A 25766-nucleotide genomic window follows, 5' to 3' on the forward strand; every position below is an offset into this window, starting at 1 on the left:
CAAAATCAGGCAATATAGAAAAGATAATTGATTTTCTGCCGTACTATTGTCTTTCGGGGCGTTATCTGCTATGGTGTAGTTAATTAATTTCATATCCTGCTTCTTTATTTGAGAAGTGAGGTTAGAGGCTGCGAAAACTATTAGTACGCTTTAGGAAGAGAATGAGCTCTGGTGATTAAAGCGGAAAGGGGTTTTTGCCGAAGCTGCGGACGACTCAATCGTTCAACGCTGGTCTCGTATTGAATAAATGCGGGACTGTCATACAGATTTTCTGTATGGAGGGCTATCTCACGCACGTGCGGTTCTGCTTAACAGCTGAAGCGTTCCTGCAACGATGGGCTCTTTCCATGGTTGCTTTTTTCGTGTCCGGATGGAGGCGAAGACGTGAAACCGCAAGCCCTCTCTTTTTAGGCAAGACTATACTTTTAAGAGGGTGAGTAAACATGAATTTTGGCAGATTGAGTACAGCAATGGTGACTCCATTTGATGAACACGGAGATATAGATTACACAGCATTAACCAGACTGATTAATCATTTGATCAGCACAGGAACAGAAAGCATTGTGGTGGCAGGGACGACTGGCGAATCCCCCACGCTCTCCCACGAGGAAAAAATTTCGTTGTTCCGTCATACTGTCCAGACTGTAAACGGGCGGGTGCCGGTTATTGCAGGCACAGGCTCCAACGATACAAGAGCTTCACTCGCTTTGTCACTTGAAGCAGAAAAAACCGGCATTGATGCCGTCATGCTTGTTACTCCGTATTATAACAAGCCTTCCCAGGAAGGTATGTACCAGCATTTCCGTACAATTGCTGAAGGAATTAACACTCCAGTTATGCTTTATAACATTCCGGGGCGGAGTGCGGCCGGTATGACACCAGAAACTATTGTACGGCTGGCCCATGTCAGAAATATCTGCTCCATCAAAGAAGCGAGCGGTGATCTTGAAGCTGCGGCCTATATTCTCCAGCATGCACCGCAGGATTTTACTTTATACAGCGGCGATGACAGCCTGACGCTTCCACTGCTGTCTGTTGGAGCTACCGGCGTCGTTTCTGTTTCTGCCCATGTGGCCGGAGAGAGCATGCAGGACATGATCCAAAGCTTCTTTAATGGACAGCCAGTTTATGCCGCTTCCCGGCACCGCGATCTGCTGCCGCTTATGAAATCCATGTTCGCAGCGCCTAGTCCGACTCCGGTAAAAGCAGCTCTTGAGATGCGCGGCATTATTTCCGGCGATGTCCGCCTCCCAATGGTACGTTTAAACGAGGAAGAAGAGGCACTTCTGCGCCAGGTTATTGAACCAGCAGCCTCCTTTTACGTCGGTTAATACAGATGTATCGTTTTAAACCCCGCCGGTTCAGGCGGGGTTTTTTAGTTCTGCTTTCATTTATGCTACGCTTTAAGTGCAAAAAAGACTATAGGAGTGCGTATGTATGAAAAAATTGATAGTGGCGCTGATCCGGCTGTATCAACGTTATATCTCCCGGTTCACACCCCCTTCCTGCCGGTTTTACCCCACCTGTTCACAGTACAGCATTACCGCCTTTGAGCGTTTCGGTTTCTGGAAAGGGGCCTTTTTAACAGTCCGGCGCATTGTTAAATGCCATCCATTTCACCCGGGTGGCTTTGATGAAGTTCCGAAAAAAAAGCAGGCGTCCGCTAAGCATCATACTTAGCAGGTGCCTGTTTTCGTTTTTTTAACAGCAGCTGGTCCACCCACCCGGTGCCAAGCAGCACTCCGGCCACAATAAATATGAATCCTCCAAGCTGAGCCGGTGATACGTTTTCTCCAAGAATAAGCGCCGAGCTTAACAGGCCAAAAAAAGGCACAAAGTTATTAAATATGGCAGTTTTCCCCGGGCCGATTTTCGAAATCGACGCGTTGTATAAAATCTGGCCAAGGCCGGTGGCAAATACTCCGGAAAGTAAAAATACGAGCCACACCCAGCCAGGAGCCGTAATATACGATTCCCACCCGGACGGAGACAGTACAAAACTAACCGCGAACAAGCCAACAGAGCCGAGCATCAGCGTGTAGATCGTTAATACTCTCGGCGCTACCAGTTCAGATGCTTTTTTAATGAACAAAAAGCTCACAGCCTGGGCAGTCATTGCTGCGAAAATAAAAGCATCTCCCCTCGCTGCTCCCTGAACAGCTCCCCCGCCTTCTCCGGTGATATTAATAAGTACTGCCCCTGCAAACCCTGCAAACACCCCGAGCCAGCGAAGCTTCGTAAAGGCATCTCCCAAAAACAGCATGGACAAAAGCGCTGTTGTAATAGGAAGAAGAGCCAGTATGAGCGAGCTTTTTACAGCGGTTGTTTCACTCAATCCTATAGCTAAAAACGTATGGTGACCGGTCATGCCAAACACTGCAGCCAGCAGAATGTACATGAAAGCAGCCCTTGGCACCCGCTCATGCTCTTTGCGCAGAAAAACAAACAAGGCAACAGACAGGCCCGCGAGCAAAATGCGGGCCGCCTGCATATACACCGGATTTATTTCAGCCACCAGCACCTTCAACGCCACGACATTAAGTCCCCACATCAGCATGACAAGCATGACGGATCCGTATAATTTTCCAGCCTCAAGTGGACGCATGCTGTATTCTCTCCTTCATTTTTACATTACCGTTTCTCCCAGTACAAATAATACAAGGCTCAGCACGACGGCAGCGCTTAGAATAAATGCTGTATTTTTCCTGATTACCTGAATGGTAGTCGCCCCCATTAAATGCGAGGTCATAAGTATTGCTCCTGTAAACGGAGACACCTGAACACCGAGCATCCACGACATGAGCAGCAGCACGGCCATAAACGGAGCACCTACCCCAAAGATTTCCGGCGAAAGGGCCCCGCCGAGACCGGTGACAATTATTACGGGGTGAATGCCTACCGCAGAGAGCACCATTACGATAGCGACCACCCAGGCAATCAGCAGAATCATATAGCCCTGCGACAAAAAGCTGATGGCTTCAGAAAGCCATCTTCCAGCATCGCTGCTTCGAAGCGCCACACTGAAAAATCCAGCCGTCACAAAAATACCAATTTCGTTGTACAGGCGTTCAAACGAACCGCTTACGTGTTTCCACGTGGACTGTGCGAACGAGGCAGCCTGTCTTCGCGCAAGGGCCCACACCCACGGATACAAAAGAGCGAGCACCGAAACAATCGTCAGCATGCTGAAGGGCAGCAGTGCTTCAAGCAAAAAAGAAACAGCAAGCAGAATGCCTAAAAATAGTAAAAATGTGCGCATCGAAGACACAGGTGGATTGGCTTCTTTTTCTTTCTCTGGAACTGTCCACGTATCATCGGCGAATGCTGACGAACGAAAAAATACAATGACCAGGGCTGTCAATACAGCAGCCATCACGATCCCGTAGGGCCCGACTTCTCCCCAGCTTAAATCATAGATGCTTAAAATCAGGGCCATATTTACAAAATACGGTGACCAGAGCATACACGAGCCAAATCCCCTGAGCACCGTTAATGCCATTCTTTTTTTCTCAAAGGATGGAAAGCTTTCTTTGGCAATGCCATACACAAGCGGCATGGAGCCGAGATTCAGAATGGCACCGATGCTTGCTGTCACGCCGTAGCCAAGCCGGTGCGGCGGCACTCCTCTTTTTTCGTTCTGGCGTTCGAGATACTGCTGAAAAGCATGCAGATGTCCCGCTTCCGACATGTACGTCCCAATCAGCGGCACCGTCAAAAAGAGGGCGAGCAGCGGCAGGTTTTCCCCGAAGCTTTTCCACACTCTCTGCCAGGAAACACCGTACGTCCAGAACAGAGCAATGCCGACAGCAATCAGTACGTAAACCACACGCCGGTTCAAGGACGGCATAACAGGCATTGATGCCACAAGCAGCACCCCGGCAATAAAACTGTACCCGTATTCGACAAACGGAACGTTTAAAAGCACTTCTAAAAAATAGCAGAATACAGCTGCAAAAGCTGCAGCTCCCAGTGTTGGTTTTATGTAGGCCTGCCGGTTCATGATCATTCCCCGTTTTAGTCAAATCTTCATTGCAAACACCTTTATGCTACCACTATCCGGAAAAAATAGCCAACACCCGCCTAACATTCATAAAAAAGCGGACTCCCCGTAAAGGAGCCCGCTGCCTGTTTCTTATCTATAGTGGGCGTTCAATCGGTTTTCCGCAAAACCGTCGCCGAGTACCCCGGGTTCTTTTATATACATATCCCGTGGCACGTGACTGAGCAGCTCACACCCATTTTCCGTAATGCGGATCGATTCGGTAATCTCTACCCCGTGATCATCGAGCCAGATGCCAGGCATCAGGTGAAACGTCATGTTCGGCTGCAAAATAGTGTGATCACCCTTGCGGAAGCTGACAGTATGCTCTCCCCAGTCCGGCGGATAGCTGAGTCCGATGGAGTAGCCAAGGCGGGATTCCTTGAAATAACCGCGTCTTGCGATCGTCCGGCTCCACACGCTTTCCACTTCTTCTGCCGTCATCCCCGGCTTAATCGCATCCATCGTAGTTTCGATGCCTTCCACGACCGTTTCCGAGAGATCATACATTTTTTCGGGAGCCTGGCCGATCGCCATCGTCCGTGCCATTGGGGTATGATAGCGCATATACGCTCCAGCAATTTCAATCGTTAAAAAGTCCCCGTAGTTATATTTCCGGTCCGTCCATGTCAAATGCGGGGTAGCTGTATTTTCGTTCGCGGGGATCATTGGCACAATCGACGTATAATCTCCGCCGAATTCCTTTGTTCCAAGAATCTGGGCATTGGTGATAGCCGCAGCTACTTCATTTTCACGAACGCCGACATCTACCGTATCAAAACCAGCCTGCATGGCATTTTCTAGTATACGTCCGGCGCGGTACATGCACTCAATTTCCGCTTCTGATTTTACCAGCCGGACCCAGTTGACAAGCGTGCTGAAATTACGGAATTCGGCATTTGGGAGACCAGCCTGGATTCGTTCATAGCACATGGCGGTAAAATAGAATGCATCCATCTCCAGTCCAATTTTGCGGTTGCCCTGACCGATCTCGGTCAGGATGTTCGCTGCGAAATCCATAGGGTGCTTGATCGTCGACTGCACAAATTCATCAGGATACGGAATGATATGGTCTTCGTCAAGCCATGTAGTGACAGTAGCGCTGTGGGCATCCATTTCCCGCCCGATCCATAATGGCTGATCTTCGTCAATCATCACAATCACCATCTGGTGCACATAAAACGACCATGCGTTATACCCTGTTAAATAGTACATGTTGGATGGATTGGAGACCAATAGCACTTCAATACCATATTCCATCATTTTCATTTTCGTCTGGTTCATTCTCGTCAGGTACTCATCTTTTTCAAATAACATGAGCTGATCCCCCCTTTTATCCCGTTTACATTTAATTATTCATCAATGGTGAAGCATACTAGCCGTTTTTCCGACATTTCTTCAATGGCAAATGCTACGCCTTCGCGGCCGATGCCTGAATGCTTAACGCCGCCAAATGGCATGGCGTCGATCCGGAAATCGCTGCTGTCGTTAACCATGACGCCGCCGACGTGAAGCTTGCGTACAGCCTTCAGCGCTAGATTGATATCATTCGTATAAATGCCGGCCTGCAGGCCAAAAGGCACACTGTTCGAGCGTGTAACTGCTTCATCAAACGTTGCCACAGAAGCAAGTATTACTACCGGGCCGAACACTTCTTCCTTTACAATTGTTATATCCTCCGGCACGTTCGACAGAACAGTCGGCTCGATGAAGGCCCCGTGCCGTTTACCGCCGGCAAGCACTTTGGCTCCTGCCTCCACTGCTTCTTCAATCCAGCTTTCAATTCGTTTGGCTTCTTTTTCATTGATCACCGGTCCAATATCCGAATCTTTGTCCATCTTTCTGCCTGCACGCACCTGTTTGGCTTTATCCACAAACGATGCTTCAAACGCTTCGTAAATTTCTTCGTGAGCATATACCCGCTGGACACTCAGGCAGTTCTGGCCGGCCGCTCCAAACGCTCCGTCCACGCCTGACTGGGCCGCTTTTTCAATGTCTGCGTCCTTCCAGACAATAAACGGGGAATTCGAGCCTAGCTCCATGGAAAGCTTTTTCAGTCCTGCTTTATGGGCAATGCTTTTTCCTGTTTCATAGCCGCCGGTAAAGCTGATCATCTGAACGTCTTCTGCTTCAACCAGAATGTCGCCGATGTCACGGCCTCTTCCTGTAATTACTGTGAGTACTTTTTTTGGAAGACCAGCTGCAATAAACGCTTCGGCCAGCTTTAATGCACTGAGCGGTGTTTCTGTTGCCGGCTTCACAATGACAGCATTCCCGGCGGCAATCGCCGGCGCTACCTTGTGCGCCACCAGGTTCAATGGATCGTTAAACGGCGTGATAGCTGCTACAACGCCTACCGGGAAGTGATAATAGTACCCCATCCGGTTCGTATTGCCTTCCATCTGATCGAAATTAATCGATTCCCCGGAAAGGCGGCGTGCTTCTTCTGCCCCAAGACGTATCGTCTCAGCGGTCCTCCGTGCCTCACCGGAAGCTTCCGCTATCGTTTTGCTTCCTTCAAGAGCAATGATTTCCGCAAATTCTTCTGCACGATCAAGCACATAATCCGCTACTTTATTTAATATATCCATACGTTCCCGGACGCTCAGCGCTTCGGCGATTTCCTTTCCTTCCACAGCAATCCGCACAGCTTCGCGCGCATCGTCACTGCTTGCCATCGGCACTGTGCTGATAACGGACTGATCCTCGGGATTGACGACGTCTAGCGTCTGCTCCCGGCCAACCCATTCTCCGCCGAGCAGCATCTTTTGCTCTGTGATTTTTGTTGTCATATTATCCCGCCTTTATATAGTATTTCGGTCCATGTTAATCAAGTCGATCAACAGTGCAAATCCTGTTTCCGGCACGCCGGCCCCGGCGCCCATCAGCGTAATCGGACCGCTCAGGTCGCATTCATAAGTAACCGCGTTTACCGCACCTCCGACGTTGGCGAGGGCATCGCCTTCGGAGAGCAGCTCCGGTTTTACAGAGCCTTTAATAGTACCGTTGACATTCTCAACGCGCCCGATCAGCTTCCAATGCTTATTTTCATTTTTTGCCTGCTGCATATCTTCTGCAGAAAGAGATGTAATTCCCTGGCGTTCTACATCCTCTTTTTTCAAATCTGCTCCCATAACGACGTTGGCTAGAATGACTACTTTATACAATACATCATAGCCTTCAACATCGCTTGTGGGATCTGCTTCCGCGTAACCGCGGGACTGTGCTTCTTTTAAAGCTTCGCTGTATTCCATGCCCTGCTCCATCTGGGTGAGCATGTAATTGGTCGTTCCATTCATGATTCCTTTAATGGAAGTAATCCGGTTTCCGGAAAGGCTCGTAAGCGGCATCCGGAGTGCCGGTGTTCCGCTCATGACCGTTCCTTCGAATAAAAACCGTACCCCGTTCTCTTCCGCCAGTGCCTGAAGCTCTTTATAGGCAAGGGCCACAGGGCCTTTATTCGTAAGAACGGCATTTTTGCCGGCCTTGAACGCCGTTTTGCAGTGGTCAATTGCCGGCTGGCCGGTCTCTACATTGGTAAACGTAATTTCGATTACGGTATCAGCGTTCGACTGGGTAATCGTTTCGATGCTGTCCCATCCGCGAACAAGTCCATCGGTATCAGGGTAGTTTTCGACCGTGCCGTCTTTTTTCAGGCAGTCGAGCACCTTCTGCATGTCCAGGCCGTCCGGGTGATGAAGGGAGCCTTTGTACAAATCGGAAACAGAAACCACCAAAAAGTCGGAACCAAATGTTTCCTTCAGCCAACTTCCTCGTTCCAATAGTATTTCTGCAAGGCCCCGGCCCACTCCGCCAAAACCGATAAAATCTAATTTATGCGGCATATTTTTTCCTCCCAGTCTAATCTGTCTTGTGCTTTGTCATATAGTGTACAGCTGCTCCTGCAAGCAGGGAAGCTCCAATTGGTAAAATGGTTTCTTCAATATCAAACTGGGGCATGTGCAGCCCGCTGTCTGCGCGATCAGGATAGCCTGCGCCCAGAAACATCATGCAGGACGGTACCTGGCGGGCCATGTAACTAAAATCTTCTCCGCCCATACCGTAGGATTCTTCGTGAATAACCGTTTCCGGGTACAGTTCTTCGAGCACGGTCCGGTAGGCCTTCACAGCTTCGGGACTGTTGACGAGCGCCGGCTCTCCCTCAGCGATCGTTACCTCCTGGGAGGCATTCATTGTCTCAGCTATGCGGAAGGCCTGCTGCAGCTCCTCACGCAGCCGCTCGCGGGTGGCGTCCGAATAGCTGCGCATGGTGCCCCGGATACGGACTTCGTCCGGTATAACGTTGGTCGAAGCTCCTGCTTTTAATTCGCCGATACTCACCACTGCCGGCTCGAGCGGAGACGTCCGCCGTGAAACAATTCCCTGCATCGCCTGCATCACAAATGTGCTGATCCAGACCGGGTCAGTGGCAAGATGCGGATAAGCCCCGTGGCCTCCGCTTGCGCGAATGACTCCTTCAAACGTATCAATGCCTGCCATGCTCGGACCCTCCTGCAGCCTTACATGACCAGGCGTGAACTCAGGGTCCATATGAAGGGCAAATGCTGCCTGAGCGCCCTCGAGCCAGCCACGCTTGATCAAATACGGGCTGCCGGTGCTGCCGTGCTCATCCGTATCTTCTTCTGCCGGCTGAAAAATGAAACGAATGGTTCCGTTCAAATGCTCCTGCTGTTGATGAAGCACAAAGCAGGCACCGAGCAGCATAGCGGTATGGGCGTCGTGCCCGCACGCATGCATTTTCCCTTCATACGTGGAAGCATAATCACAGTCGTTTTCTTCCTGGATCGGGAGAGCGTCAATATCTGCGCGCAAAATGACGAGAGGGCCGTCACCGGCCCCAAGCTCTGCGATTACGGCCGTATCGAGACCCGTTTCCTCTCTACCGCTGTATACTGTTAAATGCTGAAGTCCGGCAAGCGTCGCTTTAATAAACGCTGCCGTTTCATGCTCTTCAAAGCTCAGCTCGGGACGGCGGTGCAGGCCGCGCCTCCATTCCACCAGCTGCTCCCGGATCGCTTCTGCTTCTTCTTTAATCGTTTTGGTCACTATAGTCATCGCTCAAACCGTCCTTTAGTTTTTCACGCTTTCGGCTTTTGGCAGCGAAGCCAGCGCCTGTTGCAGATCGTTAATGAGATCATCTGTATCTTCGATTCCGACCGAGTAGCGCACGAGGCTTTCCGGAATACCGAGCGCCGCCCGTTCTTCCGGCGTATTTTCTACGTGGCTCGTCGTTCTTGCCGGTCCTACCGTCGTTTCCACCGATCCCAGGTTTGCTGCACGGTTGGCGTACTCGAGCTTTGGCAGGAACTGGCGAACGGCATCCATTCCGCCTTTTAACGAGAAGCTGAACATACCGCCAAACTGGTTCATTTGCTTCGCTGCAATGTCATGACCCGGATGAGTTTTGAGTCCCGGATAGAATACCTGGTCCACCTGCTCATGATTTTGCAGGTGTTCGGCGATTTTCATCGCGGATTCGCACTGCTGACGTACCCGGAGATGGAGCGTCTTCATGCCCCGGATCATCAGGTAGGCAGCCATTGGATCCATCGTCGCTCCGTTGATTTCGCGGTAATGGAAGATCTTTTCGACCAGATCCTTCCGGCCGCATACTGCTCCGCCGAGGGCATCTGCATGCCCGCCCAGAAACTTCGTGGCACTGTGAATAACAAGGTCCACACCAAATTCAATCGGGTTCTGGTTGATCGGGGTGGCAAATGTGTTGTCAACAAACACAAGTGCTCCTACTTCCTTTGCAACCCTGGTCATTCGTTCAATATCAGTAATTTTCACCGTTGGATTGGTTGGTGTTTCAAGATATAAAATATCGCAGCCTTTACGGACTTCTGCTTCAATCTCTTCATGGTTGCCCGTTTCGCAGAGCGACACCTCAATATCCATATGCGGCAGAAATTCGGTAAAGATTTTATTTGTACCACCGTACGTGTCCCTCATGGATACTACCCGGTCGCCCGGACGGAGGAACGTAGCCAAAGAGTTACTGATGGCAGCCATGCCGGTCGAAAAGCTCGTAGCCGCCTCAGCGTCTTCCAAAATCCTGATTTTTTCTTCGAACGATTGCAGGGTAGGGTTCGTATTCCGACCATAGATATGCCCTTCTTTCTTTCCTGTTGCCACGTCATACCAATGGTCCAGATCGTCATACGTATAGGCAACACTGTGGACTACCGGAACCTGGGTCGCTCCAAATGCCCGGTATTCTTTTTCCCCTGCCCATACTGCTTTTGTTGAACGATTAATGTGTGTGTGTGTCATGATTGAACACAACCTTCCCTGTTACTATTTTTTCTCTACCTTCAGTGTATAGATTATCTGTTTAAATTCCATTCACACAATTGTATGAAGTTTTGCACTTTCTTTTGCACAAAGTGCATGACACATTATCTTCCATGCAAATATGGTAAAATAATAATCAGAAGATGAATTTACGTTTTGGTATTGTAAAGGGGTGTCTGGCGATGATTTCTATGCAACAAGTATTACAGCTTCCGATTATGAACACGGCCCTTCCATTAACATCGAATGCCGATTCAAGCTCTATTACCGTTTACTGGGCATCGGTTATAGAAACACCTGTGGAGGATTTCGTCCGGCCCAGGGAATTAATTTTAAGCTCGGGGATCGGCTGTCAAAATGAAAGGGATCTGCTTGAGTTTATTGAAGAGCTGATGGAAGCAGGAGCGAGCGGTTTGATTTTGTCTGTCGGCCACTATATCTCCTCCATACCTGACAATGTAATCGACTTTTGTGAGTCAAAAGCGTTTCCGCTCGTCGAAATTCCGTGGGAGATCCGTTTTTCGGATATTACAGAAGCAATTTCCGAAGCCCTTCATAAAAGCTCTCTACGCTCCATCGACGTTTCAAATAAAATCCGCACAGACCTTCTCGAAATCATACTTGAAGGCAAAGGCATGGAGGCAATTGCCTCTTACGTATACGAACAACTGCATATACCAATGCTTGTGGTCGATAAGCGCGGACGCCTGAAGACCCAGACGAACCGTTCGTCGGACCTCGCCGAATGGTGGAACCAGTATTTAAGCCAGGGAGGGAATCCACTTTTTCCCCCTTTTCAGCAGTCTGATCCCGAAAAAAGTCTGCCAGCCAACATGGAATGGATGGATACAGACACCGGCACCTTGCTGCGCCTAACCGTGCAGACCACCCAGGATATCCAGGGCTATATGATCCTTCAGTGGCCGACGCACAAAGAAAAGCACGATGTATTTGAAGAATACACCCTGCTTCTGCTTGAACATTCGGTCACCACTTCCGCTCTATGCTTTTTGCATGACCAGACGGCGCTTGAAACCGAGATGCGTCTGAAAGATGATTTTGTCTGGAGCCTGGCAAAGGATAATTATGAATCCCGGGACCAGGCGCTTTCGCGCGGAAAATCATTAGGCTATAACCTTGAGCTTCCTTATATCTGCTTTGTAGCCAAGCCTGAAAATGTCGAACGGGTCTTCCATGCAGAATCCCCACCGCTTTCCTATGACCACTGGCTTGAACAGATTGGCTATATGTTTGAGGAAGAAGTCTCCCACGCGAGCCGTTATTTAAAAGCACGCGTAATGAGCACCTTCCAAAAATCTGAACTGATAGTGTATCTGGAAATGCACCCAACCATGATGTATGACACGGTATACTATTTTGCAGAAACGGTACAGTACCGCCTCGAACAAAAAATACCCCACCTCGTCATTTCCTGGGGAGTAAGCAAGACAGCTGCACCCTGGGAATTTGTGACAAGCTTTTCGGAGGCTTCCTCTGCTCTTGATGCCGGACGCAGGCAGCGGGGATTCGGCTACATTCATACGTATGAAGACACGCGCTTTGACCGGGCTCTGATGTCTCTTTCTAAAAATGAGGAAATCCGCCAGATCGCTGAAGCTACAGTTGCCCCGCTGCATCATTATTCCGTCGAACGGGGCATTGATTTAATGAAAACGGTCCGTACCTACAATGAATGCAAGGGCAATGTGAGTCAGACCTCCCGGGAGTTAAATCTCCACCGCCAGTCCTTACTATACCGTTTAAAAAAAATCGAATCACTTACGAGCTGTGATTTGAATAATTCCGATGACCTGTTTTTAATTGAACTGTCTATTCGGCTTCACACAGCCGGAGCCCTGTTTGTCACCGATGAGCGCACTCCTCATGTATAAAATACAAAAATAACTCTGCCCGCGGGCAGAGTTATAGTAGTTTTTGCCGTTCATAATCAGCTTTTACCGCATGGAGCGTTTTCAGTGATTTCTGGGAAAATTCATCCTCTTTACTTTCGAGCTCCCTCTCGTAAGCATCAAATGCCTTTCGAAGAGATTCTTTATACGTCATGTCCGGGACTGTTTCAAGCGGCTTCACCGCTTTTTTCTGCACCCAGATTTTTTCTTTTTCCGCCAGTGCCCGGCGTTCATGGAAAATCGGCACATTTGTCTTCTTCGGCTGGTGCAGGTCTCCCTGCCGCGGGTGTTCAAGTACTACTTGTACTTCCATCAGCCACTGTTCGGGATTTTCTTTTACAGGGGTTCCAACGTAAACTCCTGATTTATAAGGAAAACGATACTGTTCCATCTTTTTTCCACCTTTCCTGTCAGCCTCCCGGCGTTATAGCGACAAACCATTCCCACAGCATTTCCGCCCAGGGAACCAGATGTGTGTTTGTCCATTCATTGTATTCGTTCCATCCAAAAAGCACCTGGGCCATCTCCCCGGAAAATGAAACCATTACAAACAATAACGCCGTTGCTAAAATAAGTACAATAATGACTGCATAAATGATTACTGCTGTTAAAATCCCTTTTGCAATTTTTTTCAATGTGACTCCTACTCCAACAAAGTTTTAATCTATTGTATCAGATTATTAATAAAAATTCATTACAGTACGTGAAATTTAATAATCTTTTCTTGAAAAAGCCCGGTTGATCCGGACTTTTTCATTCTACTGCAGGTTCGTCGTTCCCATCAGGAAACGGTCGCATTCACGGGCTGCTTCCCGTCCTTCATGGATAGCCCATACTACAAGGCTTTGACCGCGGCGATTATCGCCTGCTGCAAATACGTTTTCATGATTTGTAACATAGCTTCCGTATTCGGCGTTTACTGTACTTCTATCTGTACGTTCGATTTCCATCTGTTCCAGCAGTTCCTGCTCGGGACCGGTAAAGCCAACGGCTAGCAGTACGAGATCGGCTTTCCATACGCGCTCAGTTCCAGGCACTTCGTGACGGACTTTTTTGCCGTCTTCAAAGACCGTTTCCACTTCCACCGTATGAATTTCCTTTACCTGCCCTTTTTCGTTTCCGACAAATTTCTTTGTCATTACTTTATAGGCACGCGGGTCCTCGCCCTGCAGAGCAGCTGCTTCTTTGTGCCCGTCTTCCTGCTTATAAACAAGTGGATACAGCGGCCACGGGTTGTCTTCCGGACGTTCATTATCTTTTTCTTTATTGATATCAAACTGGGTCAGGGAAGCGCAGTTGTGACGGAGTGAGGTCGTAATACAGTCCACCCCGGTATCCCCGCCGCCGATGACGATCACGTGCTTATCCTTTGCACTGATATATCTACCGTCTTCGAGGTTCGAATCCAGCAGGGATTTTGTATTGCCACGCAGAAAGTCCATCGCATAATGAATTCCTTTTAAACCGCGTCCTTCTGCCGGTACATCGCGATGATTCTGCGCGCCTGTACAGAGAATAACGGAATCGTACTCTTCGTCGAGCTGTTCGGAGGTAATATCTTTTCCTACATCGACACTCGTCCGGAACTCGATGCCCTCTTCTTCCATAATATCTGTTCTTCTTGTAATAGTGTCATTTTCAAGCTTTACTTCCGGAATCCCATAGGCAAGCAGCCCGCCGATACGGTCGTCTTTTTCGAATACCGTCACCGTATGGCCGACCCGGTTCAACTGCTGGGCAGCTGCAAGTCCTGCCGGCCCGGATCCGATCACCGCTACTTTTTTGCCAGTTCTCGTTTTTGGCGGATCAGCTGTAATCCAGCCCTCCTTAAATCCTTTTTCCACAATGTGGTATTCAATGGATTTGATGGTTACCGGGTCATCGTTGATGGCTACGGTACACGAGCCTTCACACGGAGCCGGGCACACTCTCCCGGTGAATTCCGGGAAGTTGTTCGTTTTATGAAGACGCGTCAATGCTTCCTGCCATTTTCCGCGATAGACAAGATCATTCCATTCCGGAATCAAATTGTATACGGGACAGCCAATTTCATCGGAACCGACCATGGAAGTGCCAGCCTGGCAGAACGGGATCGCACAGTCCATACAGCGGGCACCCTGTTCCTGAAGCTTGTCTTCCGGCATCATGATCTGGAACTCCTGCCAGTTTTTCACCCGCTCGAGCGGATCCAATTTACTTGGAGCTTCTCTTTTATATTCCAGAAAACCTGTTGGTTTCCCCATTTCCCTCACTCCCACTTTTGAAATCGTTGTATGCTGTTCATTCAACGCCTTTATTCGAAAAGCCAGGAAGGCTGTGAAAGCCTTCCCGGACTGTTAATTTCCAGTGACTTTTTCTTTATCTTTGTCCTCTTCCGTCGTTGCTTCCTGGAAAGCTTCAAGCACAGCATCCGCTTCGCTCAAGCCGTTGTCTATTCTTTCCTGGATCGACTGCAGCATTGCCTGGTAGTCGTACGGAATAACCTTCACGAAATGTTTGCGTTCGGTCTCCCAGGCGGCCAGGATGCGTTCTGCTGCTTCGCTGCCCGTCTGTTTTCCGTGCGCTTCAATCATCTGCTGGATCTCCTGCTCGTCCCTGGCAGATTCAATTACTTCAAGACCTACCATTTCGCTGTTGTATTTACTTTCAAGCGTATGGTCAGGGTCGTACACGTACGCTACGCCGCCCGACATCCCTGCTGCAAAGTTTTTACCGGTAACACCTAGATTAACGACAACACCGCCGGTCATATATTCACAGCCGTGGTCCCCGACGCCTTCGACTACGACTTTTGCTCCGCTGTTTCTGACACAGAACCGTTCACCGGCTACCCCGCGGATGTAAGCCTCCCCGGAAGTAGCTCCGTAAAACGTCGTGTTTCCAATAATAATATTGTCTTCCGCATCAAATGTAGAAGTATCCGGCGGCGTGACAATCAATTTTCCGCCTGACAGTCCTTTGCCGATATAGTCGTTGGCATCGCCAATCAGGCTCATCGTCATACCTTTAGGAATAAAAGCCCCGAAGCTCTGGCCGGCCGAACCATAGAAAGTAAATCTGATAGTATCCTCCGGCAGGCCTTCGGCACCGTATTTCTGCGTAATTTCGCTTCCAAGCATCGTCCCGGCCACTCGGTTGGTGTTTTGGATATCAAACTCTCCAAAAACAGGCATCTGTGATTCAAGGGCATCCTTTGCCGCATGCTTTAACGTCGTTTCGTCAAGAGAGATATTCAGCTCATGGTCCTGTTTAATATGGGCCACGTGCTTGGATTGATTTTTCGCTTTCGGACGGTGAAGCAGATTCGACAGATTCACCGTCTGTGCTTTTTTATTGTTTACCGAGTCTACCTGCTTCAGCACTTCGGTATGGCCAACCATATCGTCAATGCTTTTGAAACCGAGTTCTGCCATAATTTCACGAAGCTCTTCGGCCACAAAGGTCATGAAGTTTACGACATTGTCCGGTTTGCCCATGAACTTTTTACGCAGTTCAGGATTTTGTGTTGCAACACCTACCGGGCATGTATCGAGATGACACACACGCATAATGACACAGCCGAGTACAACGAGCGGCGCTGTGGAAAATGCATATTCTTCTGCCCCGAGAAGTGCGGCCACCGCTACGTCGCGGCCTGTCATCAGCTTGCCGTCTGTTTCCACCGAAATCCGGTTCCGCAAATTGTTCATGACAAGCGTCTGATGCGTCTCTGCCAGACCGATTTCCCATGGGAGGCCGGCATGCTTAATGCTTGTGCGGGCAGCAGCACCTGTGCCGCCGTCGTAACCGCTGATGACTACATGGTCAGCACGGCCTTTCGCAACACCGGCAGCAATCGTCCCAACGCCGGTCCCTGAAACGAGCTTCACACTGACCCGGGCGTTCGGATTCGCGTTTTTCAAGTCATGGATGAGCTCGGCCAAATCTTCAATCGAATAGATATCATGGTGCGGCGGCGGCGAAATCAGGCCAACACCTGCCGTCGTGCCGCGCACTTCCGCAATCCACGGATATACTTTTTTGCCGGGAAGCTGGCCGCCTTCGCCAGGCTTTGCCCCCTGGGCAATTTTGATTTGTATTTCGTCGGCGTTGACAAGGTAGTGACTTGTAACACCAAAACGTCCCGAAGCTACCTGCTTGATCGCACTCCGGCGCAGATCACCGTTTTCATCCGGCGTAAACCGCTCTGGATTTTCCCCGCCTTCGCCCGTATTTGATTTACCGCCGATGCGGTTCATGGCGATGGCAAGCGCCTCATGAGCCTCCTCGGAGATAGATCCGAATGACATTGCTCCAGTTTTGAAGCGTTTAAAGATATTTTCTGCAGGCTCTACTTCGTCGATGCTGATTGGCTCGCGGACACCCTTGTTAAATTCAAGCAGGCCGCGGAGCGTTGTCTGCTCCTGTTCCTGTTTATCGATAGCGTCTGAATACTTTTTAAACAGCGTAAAATCGTTAGTTTTTGCGGCATGCTGCAGCATATGGATCGTATGCGGATTGTATTGATGAGGTTCACCGTACCGCCTCCACTGCAGGTCATCCCCAGGGTCAAGCGTCGTGTCCAGTCCTTCGCGGTCATTGTAGGCCCGGAAATGGCGTTCAAGAACGTCTTCTGCAATAATTTCTGTGCTTACACCGCCGATTCTTGAGGACGTCCATGTAAAATAGCGATTGATTACTTCGTCATTAATACCGACAGCCTCAAAAACCTGGGCGCCCCGGTAGCTCTGCACCGTGGAAATGCCTATTTTTGAGAGGACCTTCATAATGCCTTTTGTAGCGCCTTTAATATACGTGCTTACCGCTTCCACGTACGAACCTTCCATTAATCCTTCTTTGATCATGTCATCGACCGAATCAAAGACAAGGTACGGATTAATTACTTCTGCGCCGTAGCCGAGCAGCACCGCAAGATGGTGCACTTCCCGCGGCTCGGCGCTTTCAAGCACCAGGCTGACATCTGTACGGCGGCCTGTACGGATGAGATGGTGGTGCAGCCCGCCGACCGCAAGCAGCGCCGGTATCGGAGCGTAAGTCCCGTTCACGTCACGATCGCTTAAAATAAGGATAGTCGAGCCTTCATCGATGACCTGGTCCGCCTGCTCAAATATACGTTCAAGAGCATGTTCCATTTCATTGGCTCCCTTTGCTGCTTCAAAGACGATAGAAAGCGTAGAAGCTGCAAATCCTTCCAGTTTATTGGAACGCAGCTTGGCTAAATCTTCGTTGTTGACAATTGGCTTTTTTAAATACAGCTGCTGGGCGTGCGACGGCTTTGGATCGAGCAGGTTACCCTGTTTTCCGATAGTCGTGCCGACAGCAGTGACTATTTCCTCGCGGATAGCGTCTATCGGCGGGTTTGTCACCTGTGCAAACAGCTGTTTGAAGTAGTTGTACAACAGCTGCGGCTTTTTGGAAAGCACTGCAAGCGGAGAGTCGTAGCCCATCGAACTGACCGGATCTCCTGAACCTGTGGCAAGCGGCTTGACCACTTTTTCCAATTCTTCATATGTGTAGCCGAAAGCAAGCTGACGCTGCTCCAGTTTTTCGAAATTAGTGTTGTAAACTTCCTGACTTTCAAGCATATCCTCTAAATCTGTCAGGTATTCGTCTGTCCATTCCTGGTACGGATGCTCGCCGGCAATTTTATCCTTAATCTCTCCGTCAGGAACGATACGCCCTTCTTCAAGATCCACAAGCAGCATATGGCCGGGATGCAGACGTTCTTTATATAAGACGTCTTCGGGAGCAATGTCAAGTACTCCCACCTCTGAAGACATGACAATCTGGTCGTCTTTAGTAACGTAATAACGGGCCGGACGCAGGCCGTTTCTGTCGAGACAGGCCCCGATCTGGCTTCCGTCCGTGTATGCGATGGCAGTAGGCCCGTCCCACGGCTCCATTAAGCAGCTGTGGTACTGATAAAACGCACGCCTTTTTTCATTCATAAGCGGGTTGTTCTGCCACGGCTCAGGAATCATCATCATGGCAGCATGAGGCATTTTATGTCCGGACAGCGTCAAAAATTCAAACGCGTTGTCAAACATCGAGGAGTCACTGCCTTCAGCATCCACAACCGGATGAACCTTCTCCATGTCGCTGCCAAACAGTTCTGATTCAAACTTCGGCTCCCTGGCATGCATCCAGTTAACGTTTCCTTTAATTGTGTTGATCTCCCCGTTATGAATGAGATAGCGGTTCGGGTGAGCCCGCTCCCAGCTTGGGAATGTATTCGTGGAGAAACGGGAATGCACAAGCGCGAGCGCCGTTTCAAACTGACGGTCGTTTAAATCTTTATAAAACTGGTTCAGCTGCTCTGTCGTAAGCATCCCTTTGTACACAATGGTCCGCGAGGATAAGCTTGCAAAATAGAAGCTGTCCTGATCATGAAGCTTAACCCCGTGCTCATGCTCAGATCGTTTTCTGACAATATACAATTTTCGCTCAAAATCTTCTCTCGTTTTTACACTTTCCGGGCGCTTAATAAACAGCTGGCGGATCGCAGGCATAGCTGAGAGTGCCGCGTTTCCGAGCATCGAATCGTCAGAAGGCACTTCGCGCCAGCCGAGCAGCGGCAGTCCCTCTTCTTCAACCATTTTTTCGATGGCCTGTTCGCACTGGGCACGCCTGGTGTTATCTACAGGTAGAAACAGCATCCCAACTCCGTAATCGCCTTCCTCCGGCAGCGAAAAACCGAGCTCATTTTCTTTATTTTTGAAGAAACGGTGCGGAATCTGCAGAAGCATTCCCGCGCCGTCCCCGGTATTTACTTCATCTCCCTGACCGCCGCGGTGGTCCAGGTTTCTTAAAATTTGCAATCCTTTTTCAACAATGTCGTGTGACTTTTTCCCTTTAATATCCGCAAGAAAGCCGATCCCACAGTTATCCTTCTCAAACTGGGAGTCATACAAGCCTTCTTTATAATTTTTTCTAGGCAATAACATATACCCCTCTCCACCTCTCTCCATGGTGTCCAAATTTAAATTGGTTTGCATATTATATCATTTTTCTAAACATTCGACAAATTGAGATTTGGGTTTCACTAGTCATGTAAACGCTTATAAGCAGGACTACACGCTTTTATTCTTTCAGCGCCTTTTTATATTCATACGACCTGAAGAATAAATATTCACATTTATACATGCCATTCATAATGGCCCGTACCGGTCCGGGCGTCTGTCATCCGCTCGAGCATTGTAATTTTTCCGTCTTTTCGCACAATAAACATGGTCTGACATCTCGTTTTGTATTCCGGTAGATCAATAAACATCGATGAAAGCTGTTTCTCAAGCTGTTTGTCTATCCCTGTATTAGGAAGATCCTGGTCGGCGGCCGGCTCTGCATTTTGCATTGCTTTAAAAAAAGCGTCAGGGTCGAGCGTATTCCCCGAAGAAGCAAGCAGCGTTTCCACGTGCTTTTTTGCTTTTTCGACCTTCGGCCAAGGCGTGTTCAAAGAGGCATTACTGAGAGCGTGAACCCCGGGCGCAAGACGCTCTTTATGCGGTCCTTCTTTGTGATTATGTAAATAAAACATTTCCTTTTCTGAGCCCGCGATCATGTTGAAACCTCTGTATTCGTTTCGGTCTTTTTTCACTGCTTCAAGCGCCTGCTCCGATTCGTTCCGCAAAAATCGCAGCGGCAGATGCCCGCGTGATTTTTTACCGCTCTCCATGCCCGGCTTGCGGATATTTGTAACAGCTGCGAACCGTCCGGAAAGACTGCCTCCCATCCATGTACCGCCCTGCTGCAAATCTTTTCCCGCCACGATGCCTTCGCCCCCCCATTTATGTAGGCGCTCAGTCGGCCGTTCTAAAAATTCATCCCGGTTGGAAACCACGACAAGTGGGAACCAAGGATGCATCTGATACGCAAAAGCAATTAAACACATGCCATTCGTTCCTTTCTTCCTCCTGCGGGTGATTGCCGCAGCCTGGATCTGATTCGTCGTTTTATCCGCTTTCGTTTTGTAGATGGAGCAAATGCTTTTTCTATTAAATAGTATTTGCTGAACCTGGCCATTCTCCCTGAAAAAAGCCTTCTGGCTTTTGCCGTCTGTATTATATACTGCTTCTATAATATGTTACAAAAAATTTTCAAAATTGCAAAGGAAAATGATTTACTCTGCTCACCCGGGCCCTTCTTTTCTAATGGACATTTTTTTACTATTGCCCGCTCTAATGCTAAACTGTAAGTATTATACTTCCTTTTTATAAACTATTGTTAATGATCATACGATATATAAGTAAAGGCCCCGCCGAATTAACTATGAGGAGGAATCCGTATGACTGACGAACCCAATACAAATCAAGAAGATTTAACCCCCTCCACTAACGAAGGGAAAAGCAAGGAAGAAGCTGAAAAATTCATTGAACGCTTTAAAAATGAAAAAGATACAGAGCAGCTCGTAAGTACCCTCGGAGGTCTTGGGGAAGCGGAGCAGCGCAAAGCCGGCGACTCCCTTGAAGCATTAAAGCGTCCCGTCCGGGAAATGATGGATCAAAAGGACAACGAGCTTCCCGATAAGCTTCATGAATTAAAAACGGTGGTAGGCGAACTTGAACCGGAATATTTAAAAGAAGGCCGTCTGCAGAAAACAATGAATAAAATTTTACGCCGCGATCCAGTCGAACAGTATGCGAAAAAATACGAAACAGTGGAATCCCAGGTAGACAATATTATTCACGGTCTCCTCGCCGGCCGGGACAAGCTGCAGGAAGACAACGTCATGCTTGAAGAATTAAAAGAAACGGCCATTAAGCGCATTGAAGAACTCGAAACGCAGATTGAAACCGGCAAGCAGCTGAATTCCATGCTCGAGGAAGAAATGCTCGAAGAACATTGGCGCGACAATCCGGCAGCTATTCAAAAAGGGCAGCAAAAAGTAATATCCCGTGTAAAAAATATGACGCAGGCAGTTATGGTTCTTCAGCAGTCGATTGCTTCGATCGACCTGATTGTCGATAACAACGGAAAGCTTGAAGAAGCGATTTTTAACGCCATTACCATGACGAAAAATATCGTGACCGTCACCGCTTCCATCCAGCTTGCTCTTGGCAATCAGCGGAAAGTGATCAATGCGGTGCAGAGCGTTAACGAATCTACCGAAAATATGCTCACCAACAATGCACGCATGCTGAAAGAAAACACGGCCGACACCCTGAAGACACTCGAAGAGCCGGCGATCGCCCTCGAAACGTTCCAACAGGCTTATCAGGACGTGTACGAAGCTATCCAGATGACGGAGCAGTCCAATGAACGTATTGTCGCCTCCAGTAAACAGTTCATTTCCGAAATGGACGAATTAAACAACCAGATGAAGCACAAATTGTTAAACTGATAGATATCAACGTATAGGACGGTGAAACACTTGGCTAACAGATGGTTCGAACATCCCTGGGTTGAACGCTTCCTGCCGGACCATATGCGCCCGGTGGATGATCATATTTTCTCCGACAGCCACGGGCTGTTTATCGTGGAGGAAATGGAAGCAGCGATCGACCGGGTGATTGCCCGGGCGGATGAACTCCGTCAGTCTAAACGCCTGAAACGCGAAAACGAACTATTTTTGTTCCGTATGAAACTGACCGCCAGACGCATCCGTATTACAAGCTTCGAAAAAGAGCGGTCCCAGGCAGCTATTCAAAAGACGGTGACAATTGACTATGTGCGTAGTACTGACGGGCACACCCCGGCTTTTTTACGGGAAGCGCTGGTCCATTACATGAAAAACGGCAAAATGCATGCCCGTAATATTGAAAAATCGTCCTACTTTCAGCACATTTTCCGCAAGCTTGAAGTGCTCGATTACACCCTGCAGGGCCGGGCCCCCCGGGACATTCAGCTGCACACGGCCGAACCGGCCCCCGCCGAGGAGGTGCCGGAAGACGAGCCAGTTAAATGGCATAGAGCACTCGACCGATTTCATCAGCACTACGTAAAGCAAGAGAGCGGCCTCCCGGCAGATATCCAGCAGGAGCTGCGGCAGATTGACAGGGAGCTTGAGGAACTGCGCTCTTCGCCTTCCCTGCAGTTTGATGTGGAGGATGAATATCTGGTCGAACGCATGCTCGGCCGCGAAATACCGGATCTCATCGAAACGTACAGGCTGCTTGAGCCGAACCATAGGAACGAACAGCATGGTGCTCTTCTGCAGGCGCTTGAAGCGATGCGCGGGCGCCTCAGCTCGCTGCGCATGGAACAAAATGATGTGCACGCCCGGAAAATGCGCCAGCTGCTGAAGGTAAACGAAAAAAGATACCGTCAGGAAAAGAAATTTTAAAGGAATAAAGCGAGGTCCATTATGAAACGACAAGAAGCATTCGAGCATCAAGGCCGCCCCGTGGTTGTCGATTACGGCAGAACCGGGGCCTATTACGGTATTTTAGAGCAGACGTCTGCCGCTCCGCGGAAAATTTGGGAAGGACGTGTCCGTGTTCAGCAGGCCCACCGCCTCCCGGATGTAGACAAAAAAGAAGCGGTACATGAGTTTAACCTTAAAACCATTACTGTACCGGGAACTAAAATTCAAGCTGCTGACGACCGCACCCCAGCGTCCTATGAGCACTCTGTCGTTCAGCTGCTTGAAAAAGAGATCTCTTCCCCTCTCGTACCCTACAGCGATAAAAAAGAATGGAAGCGCCTGCTGCATTCTCTTTCCGTGACTTTTACACCGGAACCAAAGGAGCCGCAGGAAGAGTCTTATATTTATTATGAAATTCACCGCTCGCGGGGAAACGTATTTCTGCGGGAGGCGCCGGATGGCCAGGCCCTTGACATCGAAGACTGCCCATTTGAACTCGAAATTTCCCCAGGTGGTCTCCCCTGGCGCCGGGCGGTCCATTACTACGATATGTATTTCCGCAACGATCACGGTCAGATATTTGAGCTGCAGGAGCATGATCATGTCCGCATTCACAGTGATCAATTCCGGCCGTTTGCCATCTTTTTAAATGAGCTTGAAGACCCTTCCCGTTACAGCCTGGTTAAAAATATTCACTCTAACGGGTTCAGCAAGGACGATCTGATTGAATGCCATAACCATCTGCTGTATCAATTAATGCAGGAGCCCGAAGAAACTTCTTTTACCGGGGTAAATTTTCTCTATTTCCGAAAACAGCAGTCCGTACTTATCGTCCAGCACCATTATGAAAGGAACCTGTACGCAGAAGACGAGGACTATGTATTCGATCGTTTTGAAATTACGACCGATAAGGGCGTCCGAAACCTGTTTATCTATACAAACTCGTTTGCCCGGGGACAGTAAATGCATGCTACACAAAAAGGCTTTTGAACCGAGGTTCAAAAGCCTTTTTTTTGTGTTTTGGAGTCATGATCCCATGTTTTCTGATACCAGGAAAAATAGGCTGCTTCGTCCTTTTCATCCACGTCCCTTAAATAAACCGTCCTCCCGGTGACGCTGCTGATAACCGAAGCCGAGATCGTATACAGCCTCCGTCTCCGCTGGAAAAAGGACTGCGTGTTTTCCAAATATTGAATCCGTCGTTTAGGTACAAAATTATAAATGGCACTCCAGGCTCTTTCCCGGATAATCAGCTGCTTCTCTTCCACTTTCATGCCGGAGCCTTTATAGCATATCCAGCCCCACCACGTGAAAAACAGCGGCACTGCTGCGGCTGCCCAGCCATACGGCACCCAGATGGCCGTCGGAATAAATACCAGCCACCAAAATGCCGACGCCCGGAACATATATCTTCTTGCCGCCCGTTTTGGCAGTTTGTTTACCTTTTCCGGAATCAAAGCCGTATCATCAATCTGCTCCATAAAGGTATGTAGCTGCTTCTGGTGAATCAGCGGCAGCAGCATGATCGAATTTTGTCCCCGTTCGGTGCTTCCGCCGGCGCTGTCTATATAAACCGCCCACATGCCGAGCGCCTGCCTGACCGGGTTACTGATAAAACGAATACACGTTATCCGGTGCATTTGAAGCGTAATCTGTTTTCGTTCGAGAAGTCCCCACGTGATCTCAAGATCATTCCCGGTGCGGTTCACTTCGAAATTTCCATGCTGCACAAGCGTCCATGCCGACGAAACGAGCCAGCTGAGAAGTGCTGTCACCAGGAGGCCTCCGATAATAAACCAGTAGCTGAGCTCGATCAACACTCCAATCGACTGCTCGACCCACTCATCGGGAAGAAAATTCCCCACCTGGGAATACAGGCCGGCAAGAGCTGCAAAAATAATACCCGCCCGGCCGGAGGTGAGGCCCGCCGTGAAAATGGTACGCATCGGCACTTTCCAGGAAAACGAAGGTTCTGCCAGCTCCTCGGATATGCCCTCCCCCGAAAAATCTTCCGATTCTTCCTCAGCTGCATGAGAGGATTTTTGAATCAGAGCCGACTGAATAATATCTGCCTCTTCCCGGCGTATCGCCTGAATCGAAGCTTCCGCCTCTGCGCCTCCGCCTGCTGTTTCAATATTAAGACGGACAAGACCGAACATCCGCTGAATGATGCCGGCGGTGATATCCACCGATTGAACGCGCTGGCTGCGGATGAATCGTTCTTTTTTCACAAAAACACCGTAATGGATCTGAAGCTCCCGCTCAACCAAACGGTAGCGAAAAAAGATCCATTTCATGATGCTGCTAATGACGATGAACAGCACTAAAAGCAAAAAGATCCAGTTGACTGGAAGCGGTCCGGAAGCTGTGCCTCCAGCAAAGAACGTAATAATAAGCGGAAAAAGAAAATCCTTCAGCTGCCGGAAAAAGACGGTGACAATGGCCGCCGGGTGCATCCGTCTCCATTCATTCATCGTCATCATCCGTCCCCGCCAAAAAGGCGATCCGGTTACGCAGCTCCGGCGCCGTCTCTTCTTTAAGCGCTGGAATCTCATGCATGCCGGCTGCCGTGGAAATAGTCACGGTTGAAAGCGCGTACCGCTTATATATCGGTCCCTGGGCTGTATCCACGTGCTGAATACGCACCATTGGAATCAATACGTGTTTAGAGATAATCACACCGTACTGAAGCTCCACCTCTGTTTCATACACCTCGTAGCGCCAGCGCTGCCATTGCCATTTCGGCAGCACCCATGCGTACCAGGCAGAAAAAAAAACCAAAAATCCCAGAATCGCGCCAAGAGCCCATCGGACCCATTCGGGCCACCCGAACCAGAAGGCAAGCACAAGTAAAGCAAAAGGGATGAAAGAAACAACGGCCATTTCAATCATCCCCTTGAAGCGCCAGACCGTCAGCGCATCTTCAGATATGCGCTGCGACGGCGCCGGTCTTGTTACATTTTCTTCCTCATGAATACCGTCATTCATTCCTCATCCTCCACGTAAATAATCGTGACTCCTTCATCCTGCAGCACTTTCAGTACTGCATCGTTCAGTTTTTCATCGCGAAGAAGGCCGAGAGAAGCGGCCAGCTCAAGCTCTTTTAAATCACCGTTTTCTGCGTCTTCAATCAGCTCGAGCACTTCCTCCATGTTTCGTTCCTCAAGCTGCTGTCGTACCTCTGCTTTCGTCATCGTTC

General features: G+C 49.2%; 21 protein-coding genes and 1 riboswitch. Of the genes, 6 read left to right on the plus strand and 15 right to left on the minus strand.

The window, feature by feature from the left end:
- Positions 1–114: 114 nt before the first annotated feature.
- Positions 115–294, plus strand: a riboswitch (Lysine riboswitch).
- Positions 295–443: 149 nt separating this feature from the next.
- Positions 444–1331 carry a 4-hydroxy-tetrahydrodipicolinate synthase gene (dapA, locus tag Q9M42_RS03180; protein WP_322525079.1) on the plus strand — a complete coding sequence of 296 codons (888 nt, stop codon included), beginning with the start codon at positions 444–446 and terminating at the stop codon, positions 1329–1331.
- Positions 1332–1437: 106 nt separating this feature from the next.
- On the plus strand, positions 1438–1680 hold the full coding sequence (gene yidD / locus Q9M42_RS03185) for a membrane protein insertion efficiency factor YidD (RefSeq protein WP_322525080.1): 243 nt from the start codon (positions 1438–1440) through the stop codon (positions 1678–1680).
- Here yidD and Q9M42_RS03190 read toward each other — a convergent pair.
- The 7 genes from Q9M42_RS03190 to Q9M42_RS03220 all read right to left on the minus strand — a co-directional run bounded on the left by Q9M42_RS03190 (position 1664) and on the right by Q9M42_RS03220 (position 10336).
- Entirely contained in the window at positions 1664–2605 is a 942-nt protein-coding gene (locus Q9M42_RS03190) for a DMT family transporter (RefSeq protein WP_322525081.1), read from the minus strand. The two genes, yidD and Q9M42_RS03190, sit on opposite strands and share 17 nt — an antisense overlap.
- Before the next feature lie 21 nt (positions 2606–2626).
- Positions 2627–4000, minus strand: a complete 1374-nt coding sequence (locus tag Q9M42_RS03195; RefSeq protein ID WP_322525082.1) for a hypothetical protein — start codon at positions 3998–4000, stop codon at positions 2627–2629.
- Between the two features lie 132 nt (positions 4001–4132).
- A complete protein-coding gene (locus Q9M42_RS03200; RefSeq protein WP_322525083.1) occupies positions 4133–5356 on the minus strand; it encodes a M24 family metallopeptidase in 1224 nt (407 codons plus the stop codon).
- Between the two features lie 35 nt (positions 5357–5391).
- Complete coding sequence (locus Q9M42_RS03205) at positions 5392–6831, minus strand: aldehyde dehydrogenase family protein (RefSeq protein WP_322525084.1); 1440 nt, start codon at positions 6829–6831, stop codon at positions 5392–5394.
- Positions 6832–6843: 12 nt separating this feature from the next.
- On the minus strand, positions 6844–7884 hold the full coding sequence (locus tag Q9M42_RS03210) for a homoserine dehydrogenase (RefSeq protein ID WP_322525085.1): 1041 nt from the start codon (positions 7882–7884) through the stop codon (positions 6844–6846).
- A 16-nt stretch (positions 7885–7900) separates the two neighbouring features.
- Entirely contained in the window at positions 7901–9115 is a 1215-nt protein-coding gene (locus Q9M42_RS03215) for a M20 metallopeptidase family protein (RefSeq protein ID WP_322525086.1), read from the minus strand.
- Between the two features lie 15 nt (positions 9116–9130).
- A complete protein-coding gene (locus tag Q9M42_RS03220) occupies positions 9131–10336 on the minus strand; it encodes a cystathionine gamma-synthase family protein (RefSeq protein WP_322525087.1) in 1206 nt (401 codons plus the stop codon).
- 203 nt (positions 10337–10539) lie between these two features.
- Between Q9M42_RS03220 and Q9M42_RS03225 the strand changes: the two genes are divergently transcribed.
- Positions 10540–12249: a PucR family transcriptional regulator gene (locus Q9M42_RS03225; protein ID WP_322525088.1), complete on the plus strand. Its 1710-nt coding sequence runs from the start codon at positions 10540–10542 to the stop codon at positions 12247–12249.
- A 31-nt stretch (positions 12250–12280) separates the two neighbouring features.
- On the opposite strand, the gene kapB is transcribed toward Q9M42_RS03225, so the two are convergent.
- The 5 genes from kapB to Q9M42_RS03250 form a co-directional block, all read right to left on the minus strand.
- The gene (gene kapB, locus Q9M42_RS03230; RefSeq protein WP_322525089.1) at positions 12281–12658 is read right to left on the minus strand and encodes a sporulation phosphorelay system protein KapB; all 378 of its coding nucleotides are present in this window, start codon (positions 12656–12658) and stop codon (positions 12281–12283) included.
- A 19-nt stretch (positions 12659–12677) separates the two neighbouring features.
- Positions 12678–12902: a hypothetical protein gene (locus Q9M42_RS03235; RefSeq protein WP_322525090.1), complete on the minus strand. Its 225-nt coding sequence runs from the start codon at positions 12900–12902 to the stop codon at positions 12678–12680.
- A gap of 123 nt (positions 12903–13025) precedes the next feature.
- A complete protein-coding gene (locus Q9M42_RS03240) occupies positions 13026–14510 on the minus strand; it encodes a glutamate synthase subunit beta (protein WP_322525091.1) in 1485 nt (494 codons plus the stop codon).
- Positions 14511–14603: 93 nt separating this feature from the next.
- A complete protein-coding gene (gene gltB, locus Q9M42_RS03245; protein ID WP_440972301.1) occupies positions 14604–19211 on the minus strand; it encodes a glutamate synthase large subunit in 4608 nt (1535 codons plus the stop codon).
- 191 nt (positions 19212–19402) lie between these two features.
- The gene (locus Q9M42_RS03250; protein WP_322525093.1) at positions 19403–20155 is read right to left on the minus strand and encodes an NRDE family protein; all 753 of its coding nucleotides are present in this window, start codon (positions 20153–20155) and stop codon (positions 19403–19405) included.
- A gap of 393 nt (positions 20156–20548) precedes the next feature.
- Here Q9M42_RS03250 and Q9M42_RS03255 point away from each other — a divergent pair, with 393 nt between their 5' ends.
- Genes Q9M42_RS03255 through Q9M42_RS03265 form a run of 3 tightly spaced genes read left to right on the plus strand, consistent with a single transcriptional unit; the run spans position 20549 to position 23530 of the window.
- Positions 20549–21604, plus strand: coding sequence for a toxic anion resistance protein (locus tag Q9M42_RS03255; protein ID WP_322525094.1), 1056 nt, complete (start codon positions 20549–20551; stop codon positions 21602–21604).
- 30 nt (positions 21605–21634) lie between these two features.
- Entirely contained in the window at positions 21635–22546 is a 912-nt protein-coding gene (locus tag Q9M42_RS03260) for a hypothetical protein (RefSeq protein ID WP_322525095.1), read from the plus strand.
- Between the two features lie 21 nt (positions 22547–22567).
- The gene (locus tag Q9M42_RS03265; RefSeq protein ID WP_322525096.1) at positions 22568–23530 is read left to right on the plus strand and encodes a DUF2777 family protein; all 963 of its coding nucleotides are present in this window, start codon (positions 22568–22570) and stop codon (positions 23528–23530) included.
- A 35-nt stretch (positions 23531–23565) separates the two neighbouring features.
- On the opposite strand, the gene Q9M42_RS03270 is transcribed toward Q9M42_RS03265, so the two are convergent.
- From Q9M42_RS03270 to Q9M42_RS03280, 3 genes are read right to left on the minus strand one after another with little or no spacing between them, the layout of a single operon-like run.
- A complete protein-coding gene (locus tag Q9M42_RS03270; protein ID WP_322525097.1) occupies positions 23566–25050 on the minus strand; it encodes a PH domain-containing protein in 1485 nt (494 codons plus the stop codon).
- Positions 25034–25555 (minus strand): PH domain-containing protein, encoded by a 522-nt coding sequence (locus tag Q9M42_RS03275; RefSeq protein ID WP_322525098.1) that lies wholly within the window; start codon positions 25553–25555, stop codon positions 25034–25036. Before Q9M42_RS03275 ends, Q9M42_RS03270 begins: the two co-directional genes overlap by 17 nt.
- Complete coding sequence (locus Q9M42_RS03280) at positions 25552–25761, minus strand: hypothetical protein (RefSeq protein ID WP_322525099.1); 210 nt, start codon at positions 25759–25761, stop codon at positions 25552–25554. Before Q9M42_RS03280 ends, Q9M42_RS03275 begins: the two co-directional genes overlap by 4 nt.
- Positions 25762–25766: the final 5 nt, after the last annotated feature.

The sequence above is a fragment of the Marinococcus luteus genome (assembly GCF_034497705.1).
GTDB lineage: Bacteria > Bacillota > Bacilli > Bacillales > Marinococcaceae > Marinococcus > Marinococcus luteus_A.